We start from the raw sequence: 12,492 nt of genomic DNA on the forward strand, positions 1-12,492 counted from the left end.
GTCCTCGGCGTCCTCAACGGTCCTGGCTCGCGGTGGCCGCGACGAGCGTGTCGATGTGGGCGGCCAGGTCCCGCAGGCGCGGGTTGGCGTAGACGGCCTTCACGGGCAGGGCGACACCGAGTTCGGCGCGGACCCGCGAGACCAGTTTGATCGCGAGCAGTGAATGGCCCCCGAGCTTGAAGAAGTTGTCGTCGGGACCGATGCGCGGGGCGCCGAGCACGGTGGCCCAGACCTTCGCGATCAGCTGCTGCGAGGCGCTCAGCCCGTCGGGGGCTCCGTCCTCCCCGGCCGGGACGACGGGCCCGGCGGTGACCGGGGCGGGCAGCGCCGCCCGGTCGACCTTGCCGTTGACGGTGGTCGGGAACCGGTCCAGGGCCACGAACAGCGCCGGAACCATGTAGGCCGGGAGGGCGGCCCCCAGGTGGGCCCGAAGGTCCGCCTCGGCGACGGCGCCGCCGCTGCCCCGGTGGTAGGCCACCAGGCCGGGCGCCCCGTGCACCTCCGGGTGCAGCACGACGACCGCCTCGGCGACCCCCGGGGTCGCGGCCAACGCCGCCTCGACCTCACGGAGCTCGATCCGGTGGCCGCGCAGCTTGACCTGCCCGTCGGCGCGGCCCAGGTAGGCCAGCCGCCCCTCGGGCAGCACCCGGACGAGGTCACCCGTGCGGTACATGCGGGCCCCGCCCGCGCCGCTCGCCCCGTCAGCGCCGCCGTCGGCCTCGTCGGGGCCCGCCCGGTCCGGGAGGAACCGTTCCGCCGTCAGCGCCGGCCGCCCGCGGTAGCCGCGGCCCACGCGCGGCCCCGCCAGGTACAGCTCGCCGCTGCCGCCCTCCGGCACCGGGTTCAGTGCCGCGTCCAGGACCCGCGTCCGCAGCCCCGGCAGCACCCGCCCGATGTGCGGTTCGCCGTCGGGACCGATCCAGCCCGCGGTGGCGTCCACCGTGCACTCGGTCGGCCCGTACAGGTTCACGGTGCGCAGCACCCCGCGCGCGCCCAGGGCGCCCAGGCGCCGCCACAGCGCGGGGCTGACGGCCTCCCCGCCGACCAGCAGGGTCAGCGGGCGGGGCCCGCCGTCCGCGCCGAGCAGGTCCAGCAGCGGTTCGGCGTGCGACGGGGTGATGTCCAGGTCGGTCAGGGCCTGCTCGTCGACGAACCGGGCCAGCAGCGTCGGGTCCGCGCGGGTCTCCTCGTCGATCATCACCAGGGTGTCGCCCCGGCACAGCCGCACCCACTGCTGGACGGAGGCGTCGAAGGACGGCGAGGCGTTCCAGCCGACCCGGCCGCCGTCCGTCACCGCGATGCCCGCGTCCTCCAGCTCGGCCAGCAGCGCGGAGACGGCCGCCCGGCCGATCTCGACGCCCTTGGGGCGGCCGGTGGAGCCGGAGGTGTAGATGACGTAGGCGAGGGTGTCGGAGCCGACGGCGACCGGGACGTACGGCAGCTCCGGGCCCGGCGCCGACAGGTCGGCCACCGGCAGGTGCGGCGCAACCCCTGCCGTCGACGCCTCGCCCTTCCCGGCCGTGACGACCAGGTCGGCGCCCGCGTCCTCGATGAGGTAACTCCGGCGTTCAGCAGGCAACTTGGGGTCCACCGGCAGGTACGCGGCCCCTGCTGTCAGGGTGCCGATCAGTGCCACCACCAGGTCCGCGCCGCGCGGCAGGCACAGCGCGACCACGCTCTCCGGGCCGATGCCGCGCGCGGTCAGCCGGTCGGCGAACCGCATGGCTCTCGCGCGCAGCGCGCCGAAGGTCAGCTCGTCCCCGCCCGCCACGACGGCGGTCCGGCCGGCGGGGGCCTGGGCGAGCCGCTCCAGCAGGTCCGGCACGGCTCCGGGGGCCGGGTGGAGGCGGGCACGCTCGGGAAGTACGGCGGTCACGGCGCTCACTCCCCGGTGTGGACGCTGGTGGACGGCTGGGTGGCGGGAGCGCAGTCGGCCAACGCGACCGGCTCGCCCATCGCGACGAGGATCTTCCGGTCGCCCCGGTAGGCCTCGCGGCCGTGCGCGCAGAGGATGTTGTCGACGATCATCAGGTCGCCCGTCCGCCAGGTCTCCCGTACGGTGACCCGGTCGTAGACGGCGTTGACCGCGTCGACCTCGGCATCGGTGAGTCGGGAGCCGTCACCCAGGTAGGTGTTGAACGGCAGCCCGTCCTCCCCGTAGGTGTCCAGCAGCACTTCGCGGACGTCGGGGTCGAGGGTGCGGCTGTTCCAGAAGGCGAAGTGGTTGAACCAGGTCCGCTCGCCCGTCACCGGGTGGGTGACGATCGCGGACCGGCGCTGCCGGGTGATCATCGAGTCGCCTTCGTCGGTCCACTCGTAGCCGATCGTGTTCTCCTCGCAGTACGCCTGCGCCACCGCCTTGTCCTCGGTCGCGAAGGTCTTGTACCAGGGCAGCCCGGCCAGTTCCGAGTAGTTCCGTACGAGGAGCCAGCCGGCCCGCTCGAACCGCCGGACCAGCTCCGGGGGCAGCAGCCGCAGGGCCTCGCGCATGTCGCCGACGGTGGTGGCGCCGCCTTCCTCGGGGGCGGTCACGCAGCCGAAGAGCAGGACGCCGGGGAAGTCGAGGGTGTAACTGTTCTCGTTGTGCAGTCGGATCGGTTGCACGGCGGGCAGGTCGGTCGAGGAGAACACGCCCTCCCCGAAGTCGGTGCGCGGGGTGGCCTTCTCCTTGTAGCCGGCGCGCCGTTCGATCAGGGCGTCCCGGGCGGCGGCGAACGAGGCCGCGTCCTCGACGGGCAGCCCGCGCAGCAGGACGGCCCCGCTACGGAGCAACTCCGCCTGGATCGCCACCCGGTGCTCGGTCAGCCAGGCGACGGAAGCGGCGAGACCGAGTCCGGCCGGGGTGTGCACGACGACGGGCTTGCCGGGCTCACGGATCGGACTGATGCCGGTGCCGGTGCCGGTGCCGGAGGGCGCGATAGCCGCGGGCGCCGTGGGTGCTTCGGTGTGCGTGGTGGTCATGGGACGTCCCTTGGGATGCGGAGGGATGAGAGGAGCGAGGGATGAGCGCGCGGTGCCGTGCGGTGAGGTGCTTGGCGCCGGGGCGGAGGGTCAGGCGGTGGCCGGGGCGTGTCCGCCCACCACCGGGGCCAGTACCGCGAAGAACTCGGGGAGCCGCTCCTGGAAGTAGAAGTGGCCGCCCGGCAGCACGTGGGAGGAGAACCCCCGGTCGGTGATCCGTGCCCACCGGTCCAGGGAGGCGGCGGGGGCGACGGGGTCGACGTCCCCGCCGATCACCGTCACCGGGCACTGGACGCGCGCCGCGGACTCCTCGCACCGGTAGACGTCGTCGATGGCGAAGTCGGCCCGGATCGAGGGCAGGATGATCTCGCGGAGCTCCGGCTCGTCGAGGATGCCGTCGTCGGTGCCGCCGCGTTCCTTGATCGCCGCCACCAGGGCGTCGTCGTCCAGCAGCTCGGGGTGGACGGCGCACGGGTTGGCGAGGAACGGCGCCCGGCAGGCCGATACGACCAGGGCCCGCGGCGTACGGCCCGCCGCCTGGAGGCTGCGTACGACCTCGAACGCGACGAGCGAGCCCATGCTGTGCCCCAGCACCACCAGGTCGTCGGTGACCCCGGCGGGCAGGGACGCCACCACCGGGCCGGCCAGGTCGCCGATGTCCCGGGGCAGGTCCTCGGCGAACCGGGCCCCGCGGCCCGGGTACTGGCCGATCAGGAGCCGGACGTCCGGGGGGAGGTGGTCGCGCCACTGCGCGTAGGCGTGGGCGTTGCCGCCGGCGTGCGGCAGCACCAGGAGTGAGGTGCGTTGCGGGCCTTCGCCCGGCAGGTCCCAGACGACGTCGTCGGGTGCCGGTCGGAAGGCGGGCTGCTGGTCGTGGCTCATGAGGAACTCCGTTCCTGGTCGGGGGTGCGGCGGCGCAGGGCGGGCCTGGCGCGCCGGGGTGCGGGAGGCGCGGTCAGCAGCCGGGTCCCGATGTGTTGGGCGAGCGTGGCGGGGGTGGGGTGCTGGAAGACGTCGCGGAGGGTGAGGGTGACGCCGAGCGCGCTGCCGAGACGGTGGGTGAGGCGGGCGGCCAGGAGCGAGTGGCCGCCGTGGTCGAAGAAGTCGTCGTCGATCGACAACGGCGAGGGCGTGCCCAGGGCCTCGCTGAAGGAGGTGCGCACGGTCTCCTCCAGGGGCGTGCGCGGTTCCCGCCCGCCGGGTGTGGTCTCCGCGCGGGGCGACGGCAGGGCGCTCCGGTCGATCTTGCCGTTGGGCGTCAGCGGCAGCCGGTCCAGCAGGACCACGAACGCCGGAACCATGTGGTCGGGCAGCAGGGTCCGCAACCAGAGGCGCACGTCCTGCGGGGCCGGAGCGGGCTCGGTGGTGACCAGGTAGGCGGTCAGCTGCGGGGTGTTGTGGTGGTCCGGGTGTGTGGCGAGGGTGGCTTGGGTGATGTGGGGGTGGCTGGTGAGGGTGGTTTCGATTTCGGTGGGTTCGATGCGGAAGCCGCGGATCTTGATCTGGGTGTCGGTGCGGCCGGTGTAGTGGAGGTTGCCGTGGCTGTCCCAGTGGGCCTGGTCGCCGGTGCGGTAGAGGCGGGTGCCGGGGGGTCCGTAGGGGTTGGGGATGAAGTGGGTCGCTGTGGTGGTGGGTTGGGCGAGGTAGCCGTGGGCGATGCCGTCGCCGGAGAGGTGGAGTTCGCCGGTCGTCCCGGGAGGGGAGGGCCGCAGCCTCGCGTCGAGTACGTAGGCGTGCTTGTTGGTGAGGGGTCGGCCGATGGGCAGGGGGCCTTGGACGTCGGGGGTGGGTTCGATGGTGTGGGTGGTGGTGAAGCCCATGGATTCGGCGGGGCCGTAGCCGTTGGTGATGGTGAGGTGGGGGTGGAGCTGTTGGAGGCGGTGGACGTGGGCGGGGGAGGCGGGTTCGCCGCCGGTGTAGACGATCCGGGTGGTGGTGAACGTCTCGGGGTGTTCGTCGGTGAGGTAGTTGAAGAGACTCGATGACAACTGGAGCATCGTCACCCCGTACTTCTGCGCCAACTTCGAGAGCACCGCAGGCTCGGGGCGTTGCCCGGGTTGGAGGACGGTGCTTCCGCCGTGGAGCAGTGCTCCCCAGAATTCGAGGCTGAAGGCGTCCCAGGAGACGGGGGAGCACTGGAGGAAGGTCTCGTCGGGGCCGAAGCTCGCGTAGGTCTGTGCGGTGAGGGTGGAGACCAGGTTGCGGTGCGAGGACAGGATGCCCTTCGGCCGGCCAGTCGACCCGGACGTGAACATCACGCACGCCACGTCCTCCCACGACAACCCAACCCCGGGATTCCCGCCCCCGGCCGCCGAGATCACCGCCCCGTCCGCGTCCACCCGTACGACCTGCCGGGGGCCGGTGAGTCGGTGTTGGTGGTCGGTGTGGGTGACGAGGAGGCGCAGGTGGGCGTCTTGGGCGGTGCGGGTGAGGCGTTCGTCGGGGAACTCGGGGTCGAGGAGGGCGTAGCCGGCTCCGGTCTTGGTGACGGCGAGGAGGGCGACGGCGAGGTCGGTGGAGCGGTCGAGGAGGATGCCGGCGAGGTCGCCGCGGCCGAGGCCTTGGGCGATGAGGTGGTGTGCGAGGCGGTTGGCTCGGGTGTTGAGTTCGGCGTAGGTGAGTTCCTGTCCGCCGAAGACGACCGCGCGGGCGGCGGGCCGCAGCCGGGCCTGCTCCTCGAAACGGTCCGTGAGGGTGGCCACTTCCCGGGCTTCGCCGGTGTCTGCGGTCCCCCCGCGTACCCCGCTCCACTCCTCCAGCAGGCGCCGCCGCTCCGCCGCACCCAGCAACTCCAGCTCCGACAGCCGCACCCGCGGCTCCCGTGCCACCTGCTCCAGCGTGCGCCGCAGCATGTCCGCCATCCGCTCCACCGTGGCGTGCTCGTACAGGTCGGAGCTGTAGAGCACGGCGCCCGTCAGCCCCGATTCCTCCTCGGCGTGCAGCAGGAACTCCAGGTCGAACTTGACCGCCCCCGTCGCCAGCGGCTCGGCCGCCCCGGCCCGCAGGCCGGGGAACTCCGGCACGACCCGGGGACCCGACTCGACGGCCAGGCACACCTGGAACAGTGGATGCCTGGCGGCCGAGCGCGCCGGGTTCACCGCCTCCAGGACCAGGTCGAACGGGGCCTCCTGATGGGCGAACGCGTCCAGGTCCGCGGCCCGGACCCGGGCCAGCAGCTCACGGAAGGCCGGGTTCCCGGAGGTGTCGGTCCGTAGCACCAAGGTGTTGACGAAGAACCCGACCAGCGGGTCCAGCGACTCGTACGGCCGGCCCGCGACCGGAGCCCCGAGCGGCACGTCCGTACCCGCCCCGAGCCGGGTCAGCGTCGCCGCCAGCGCCGCCTGCACCACCATGAACGGCGTGCACCGCTCGGCCCGTGCCAGCTCCACGACCCCCCGGTACGACTCGGCGCCGAAGTCCACCCGCACGACCCCGCCGCGCTGCCCGGCCACCGGCGGACGCGGCCGGTCGTGGAGCAGCCCCAGTTCCGCGGGGAGCCCCGCCAGCGCCGTCCTCCAGTGGGCGATCTGGGCGTCCAACGCCACCCCGCCGGCCGGGCCCGTCAGGGCCGTGCGCTGCCAGAGCGCGAAGTCGGCGTACCCGGCCGGCAGCGGCGCCCAGTCGGGAGCGCGCCCGACCAGGCGCGCGGCGTAGGCCAGGGACAGGTCCTCGAACAGGGGGAGCAGGGACCGGCCGTCGGTGGCTATGTGGTGCAGCAGGACCAGCAGCGTGTACTGCCCCGGCCCGCTGCGCAACAGGCTTACGCGCAGGGGGTGTTCGGTGGCCAGGTCGAAGGAGTGGCGTGCGGCGGCCAGGAGCTCGGCATCGAGCCCGTCGGTGGGGACGGTGCGCGACGCGAAGGAGTGGCGGGGGACCGGATCGACGACCTGGTACGGGTCCCCGTCCTGCGTCGCGAAGCGGGTGCGCAACGGCTCGTGCCGGGCGGCGAGGTCCTCGAAGGCGGCCCGCAGCGCGGCGACGTCCGGCTCGCCCTCCAGTCGGACCGCCATCGGGACGTTGTAGGCGGCGCTCCTCCCCTCGCTCCCGGCCGCTCCGTCGACAAGCCACAGTCGCTGCTGGGCGAAGGACAGCGGGAGCCGCTCGGGTCGCGGGCCGTGGGCGGAGAGCGGGGGCAGGGCGGGCCGGGACGAGACGGCCTCGATGCGCCGGGTCAGGGTGGCGGGGGTGGGGTGCTGGAAGACGTCGCGGAGGGTGAGGGTGACGCCGAGGGTGGTGCCGAGGCGGTGGGTGAGGCGGGCGGCGAGGAGCGAGTGGCCGCCGAGCTCGAAGAAGTCGTCGTCCATGGACAGGGGAGCGCGGATGCCCAGGACCTCACCGACGAGGGCCCGTACCAGTTCCTCGGTCCCGTTCCTCGGCCCGCGACCCCCTTCGGTCGGGGCGGGCGCGACATCCGGCAGCGCGGCCTTGTCGATCTTCCCGTTGCGGGTCAGCGGCAGCCGGTCCAGCAGGACGAACCGGGCGGGGACCATGTGCTCGGGGAGCCGCTCCCGCAGCCAGGCGCGCAACCCCTCCGGCGCCGGCGCCGTGCTCCCCGGGAGCGCCGTCAGGTACGCGGTCAGCTGCCCGTCGGAGTGGACCAGGGTGGCTTGGGTGATGTGGGGGTGGGTGGTGAGGGTGGTTTCGATTTCGGTGGGTTCGATGCGGAAGCCGCGGATCTTGATCTGGGTGTCGGTGCGGCCGGTGTAGTGGAGGTTGCCGTGGCTGTCCCAGTGGGCCTGGTCGCCGGTGCGGTAGAGGCGGGTGCCGGGGGGTCCGTAGGGGTTGGGGATGAAGTGGGTCGCTGTGGTGGTGGGTTGGGCGAGGTAGCCGTGGGCGATGCCGTCGCCGGAGAGGTGGAGTTCGCCGGTCGTCCCGGGAGGGGAGGGCCGCAGCCTCGCGTCGAGTACGTAGGCGTGCTTGTTGGTGAGGGGTCGGCCGATGGGCAGGGGGCCTTGGACGTCGGGGGTGGGTTCGATGGTGTGGGTGGTGGTGAAGCCCATGGATTCGGCGGGGCCGTAGCCGTTGGTGATGGTGAGGTGGGGGTGGAGCTGTTGGAGGCGGTGGACGTGGGCGGGGGAGGCGGGTTCGCCGCCGGTGTAGACGATCCGGGTGGTGGTGAACGTCTCGGGGTGTTCGTCGGTGAGGTAGTTGAAGAGACTCGATGACAACTGGAGCATCGTCACCCCGTACTTCTGCGCCAACTTCGAGAGCACCGCAGGCTCGGGGCGTTGCCCGGGTTGGAGGACGGTGCTTCCGCCGTGGAGCAGTGCTCCCCAGAATTCGAGGCTGAAGGCGTCCCAGGAGACGGGGGAGCACTGGAGGAAGGTCTCGTCGGGGCCGAAGCTCGCGTAGGTCTGTGCGGTGAGGGTGGAGACCAGGTTGCGGTGCGAGGACAGGATGCCCTTCGGCCGGCCAGTCGACCCGGACGTGAACATCACGCACGCCACGTCCTCCCACGACAACCCAACCCCGGGATTCCCGCCCCCGGCCGCCGAGATCACCGCCCCGTCCGCGTCCACCCGTACGACCTGCCGGGGGCCGGTGAGTCGGTGTTGGTGGTCGGTGTGGGTGACGAGGAGGCGCAGGTGGGCGTCTTGGGCGGTGCGGGTGAGGCGTTCGTCGGGGAACTCGGGGTCGAGGAGGGCGTAGCCGGCTCCGGTCTTGGTGACGGCGAGGAGGGCGACGGCGAGGTCGGTGGAGCGGTCGAGGAGGATGCCGGCGAGGTCGCCGCGGCCGAGGCCTTGGGCGATGAGGTGGTGTGCGAGGCGGTTGGCTCGGGTGTTGAGTTCGGCGTAGGTGAGTTCCTGTCCGCCGAAGACGACCGCGCGGGCGGCGGGCCGCAGCCGGGCCTGCTCCTCGAAACGGTCCGTGAGAGTGGCCTCGCCGGTTTCCACCCGGATCCCGGTCCACTCCTCCAGCACCCGCCGCCGCTCGACCGCACCCAACAACTCGACCTCGGAAAGGGGGCGTTCCGGCTCGGCGAGCACCGACTCCACGAACCGCAGGAAGCGGTCCTGGTGCCCCGCCACCGCCTCTAGGTCGCACACCTCGGGCGCCGCGTCGAAGTCGATCCGCAGCCCGCCCTCCGGCCCGAGGTCGTACACCCCCACCGCCAGGTCCTCGACGGGGCCGTTGCTCAGGTTGTGCTGCGTCGTCGGCAGACCGCAGAAGCGCATCCCCGGGGTGAACGCCATGATGTTCACCAGGGGCGCCGTGATCCGCCGGTCCGTCTCGCCCAGCCCCAGGTCGCGGCACATGTCCTCGTACCGGGTGCGTTGACGCGCCAGCCCCTGCCGCGCCTCGGCGACCACCGTCGCCAGCAGCTCGCCCGGTGTCCCGTCCGCCCGCACGGGCACCCGCAACGGGATGACGTTCGACAGCATGGCCGGGGTGCGGCGCGCCAGATCGGTGCGCCGGCCGGTCACCGGAAGCCCCAACACGGGCTCCGGGCTCCCGGAGACCCGGTGCACGTACGCCCCGACCAGCGCGATCACCAGCATCGTCCAAGGTGCCCGGTGCGTCCGGGCCACCTGCCGCAGCCGCTCCGCCCGGTCCGGCGACAGCAGCACGGTCCGCCGTACGAAGGGCAGCGCGCCCGGCGCCGTACGGCCGGAGCGGCCCTCCCCGAGGCGCGGGGTCTGCGGCAGCTCCGTGAGGTGCCCCGCCCAGTGGGCGCGGTCCGCGGCCGCCTCCGGCGACGCCCGGTGGGCGGCGTCCTCCTCCAGCACGTCGGCCAGCGACCCGAACGGGCTCGGCCCCCAGGGCTCGCCCGCGGCCCCCCGCTCGTACAGCTCGACCAGCCGCCGGTCCAGCAGTGCCACACCCATCCCGTCGACCACCAGGTGGTGGAAGGCGTGGAAGTAGAACCACCGGTCCTCACCGCCCCCGGTCGTACCCGCCTTGAGCAGGGCGTGCCGGGTCAGCCAGTCACCGGCCAGGTCGAAGGGGCGGGCCAGCTCCTCGGTCATCCAGGCTCCGGCCGCCCCCACGGGATCCGCGGCGCCGCCGAAGTCGAGGAACTCCAGTCGACGATCATGCGGTTCGGGGTGCAGCAGTTGCCACAGCCCGCCGTCCTCGTCCGAACCGGTACCCCTGACGCGCAGGACGTCCGCCTCCCGGGCCAGTTGCCGCCAGGCGCGGGCCAGTAGCTCCGTGTCCAGCGGCCCGACGAGCTCCCGGTACTCCCCGATGTTGTAGCGGCAGCCCGAGGCGTCGAGTCCGTGGGCCATCCAGATGTCGCGCTGCGCCGCCGACAGGGGCAGCCGCACAGCGGCCGGCCCGTGCGCGCTGCTGCGTTCGGACGCGGTGGGGGACATGCGGATGCTCCTCGCGAGGGGATGGTGGGTGGGGTGGGTGCCGGTCGCCCGGTGGCGGTGGTCCGGCCGTACTTCATCCAACCGGCGGTCCGCCCCGGGGGCGGCAGTTGCTCCGGCACTCCGGCAGCAGTTGAGCGGCAGGACGGTCCGGCGCCGGCCACCGGGACGGGTCGCCCCGGACGGTGGCACGGTCGATCCGCCGGCAGGCGGGGCGTGGTGCGCGGCCCCCCCGCACCGGTGGTCACCGCGCTGCCGGCGCTCGCGGCGGGCGACCGGCGGCGCGGGGCCCGGGGGGTGGGTGGTCGTACGGGATCAGGGCGCGACCGCGGCCGCCACCCGGGAGCCGCCGCGCACCGCGGCCCGGACCAGGCCCAGCACCCTGAACCGGGAGCCGCCGCTCTCGTGCGCGGCCCGTACGGCGCCCGCGATCAGCAGTTCCCGCAGCATCCGGCCCGACTCGGGCAGGCCGAGGCCGGTCAGCGCGGTGATGCCGGTCAGGTCGAACTCGGCTCCGTCACGGTCCGGCCCGACGTCCGGGGCCCGCGCGCAGAGGGAGTCCAGCAGCTCCCTGGCCCCGACCGACAGCCGGTCCAACCGGCGCCGCAGGGCCACCCGGAAGCGGTCCGCGCCCGCGCCGCCGCCGAGGTGGTCGAGGAGCGCCACCGGATCGGAGTCCAGGCCGTGGCACAGGGTCGTCAGATCGCACACCACCAGCCAGGACGCCGCCGAGGCGAGTGCCCCCGGGTGCCCGTCGAGGCGCCGGCACAACCGGGCCACCTGCTCCATGTCGACGGGCCCGGGAACGAACTCCGGCCGTACCCGCCGTACGTGGTCCAGGAACACCCGTACCGCCGGCGACCCGGCATCCACCGCGCCCTCCGCCGGCACCTCCAGTGGGGCCAGTAGGAAGATCCGCTCACCCGGCACCTCCCACGGCTGCTCCGAGGTGACCAACAGCCGCAACCCCGGGCAGGCCCGCAGCAGTCCGGTCAGCCTCTCGCAGCGCGGTCCCGCCGCCGGCGCCCCGTCCAGTACGAGCAACAGCCTTTGTTCGCCCACCAGTTCGGCGATGGCCGCCACTCCGAACCCGGCCGCGCCGACCCCCGGGAGTACCGGTCCGTCCGGCCCGTCGGAGAGCGCGCCGGCCGCCGCCGGCGTGGCGAACAGCTCCGCCACGGCCCCCGCCACCCGGTCCGACAACTCGCCTTCGCCATAGGCCAGATAGTCGGCCGACGCGCCCGGGAACCCGTACCAGAGCACCGGCATCCCGGCGCCGTGCACCCGCTCGGCGACCTCCAGCGCCACCCGCGTCTTGCCCACCCCGCCGAGCCCCACCAGATGCACCAGCCGCTCGGCACCCGAGGACAACTCCCTTACCAACAAGGCTGTTTCGGCGTCCCGCCCCGGCATCGCGTGCAGCGCCGTCGGCGGCGCCGGGGGATGCGCCCAGCCCACCCCGCCGCCACGACCCTGCTGGGCGGCGGCCTCCAACGCGGCCCGCGCCCGCTGCCCGAGCCGTAAGGCGTCGGCCATCAGCCGCACGGTGTCGGGGCGGGGCCGTCTGGCCTTGCCCTGCTCCAGGTCGCGGATGGCCCGCACGCTGATCGTCGACAGGTCGGCCAACTCCCGCTGGGTGAGCCCTATCCGCAGCCTGTGGGCCCGTATCAAGGCTCCCACCCGGGAGGTTTCCTGCGCGGGCCCCGTGGGGGCGCCGTGGTGCCGGTCCGTGCTCGTGTCCTTGTTCGTATCCGTATGCATGGGCGCTCCCGGGGACGGTGAGGGAGAACGGCGGGGCCAGGGGTGACGGCCCGGTTCCTGTTCCCCATCCTCAGCAGGCCGCTATCGCGTCGGCATCACCCGACGAACAGCGCCCGCCCCGCCGGCCCTATCGGCAGTCCGGGCAATCTCGACCGGTCCGTGATAGCGCGGGGATAGGAGCACGGCCGGTCCGGGGATTCCGGCCCTTCCTACGTTGGTGTCCAGAAAGAAGGAAGCGCCCCGGAAGCCCCCGGAGCGCACCGACGAAAGGACCCGACATGACCGTCTCCCGCACCCTCCGCACCGCTTTCGTCACCGTCGCCCTCGCCGGGGCGGCCGTCCTCGGCACCCAGGCCGCCCACGCCGACGGCGCTGCCTCCGCCACCACCCTCGGCGCCGGCCCGCAGGCCACCCCGGCGGCCGGCTCCTCCACCAACACCAACCCGTGGGACTGACC

At 73.6% G+C, this 12,492-nt stretch carries 6 protein-coding genes; 1 reads left to right on the plus strand and 5 read right to left on the minus strand.

From position 1 onward, the window contains the following. Positions 1-13 precede the first annotated feature (13 nt). The 5 genes from NOD94_RS10130 to NOD94_RS10150 form a co-directional block, all read right to left on the minus strand. Positions 14-1,876: a non-ribosomal peptide synthetase gene (locus NOD94_RS10130; protein ID WP_281205469.1), complete on the minus strand. Its 1,863-nt coding sequence runs from the start codon at positions 1,874-1,876 to the stop codon at positions 14-16. A gap of 5 nt (positions 1,877-1,881) precedes the next feature. Further along, positions 1,882-2,961, minus strand: coding sequence for a TauD/TfdA family dioxygenase (locus tag NOD94_RS10135; RefSeq protein WP_281205470.1), 1,080 nt, complete (start codon positions 2,959-2,961; stop codon positions 1,882-1,884). A 90-nt stretch (positions 2,962-3,051) separates the two neighbouring features. Beyond that, positions 3,052-3,843: an alpha/beta fold hydrolase gene (locus tag NOD94_RS10140; RefSeq protein ID WP_281205471.1), complete on the minus strand. Its 792-nt coding sequence runs from the start codon at positions 3,841-3,843 to the stop codon at positions 3,052-3,054. Then, positions 3,840-10,277, minus strand: a complete 6,438-nt coding sequence (locus NOD94_RS10145) for a non-ribosomal peptide synthetase (RefSeq protein ID WP_281205472.1) — start codon at positions 10,275-10,277, stop codon at positions 3,840-3,842. The genes NOD94_RS10140 and NOD94_RS10145 overlap by 4 nt, the downstream gene beginning before the upstream one ends. Before the next feature lie 312 nt (positions 10,278-10,589). Beyond that, positions 10,590-12,035: a helix-turn-helix domain-containing protein gene (locus NOD94_RS10150; protein WP_281205473.1), complete on the minus strand. Its 1,446-nt coding sequence runs from the start codon at positions 12,033-12,035 to the stop codon at positions 10,590-10,592. 278 nt (positions 12,036-12,313) lie between these two features. Here NOD94_RS10150 and NOD94_RS10155 point away from each other — a divergent pair, with 278 nt between their 5' ends. Then, positions 12,314-12,490 carry a hypothetical protein gene (locus tag NOD94_RS10155; RefSeq protein WP_281205474.1) on the plus strand — a complete coding sequence of 59 codons (177 nt, stop codon included), beginning with the start codon at positions 12,314-12,316 and terminating at the stop codon, positions 12,488-12,490. Positions 12,491-12,492 lie beyond the last annotated feature (2 nt).

Source organism: Streptomyces sp. Isolate_45, from assembly GCF_024721315.2.
Lineage (GTDB): Bacteria > Actinomycetota > Actinomycetes > Streptomycetales > Streptomycetaceae > Streptomyces.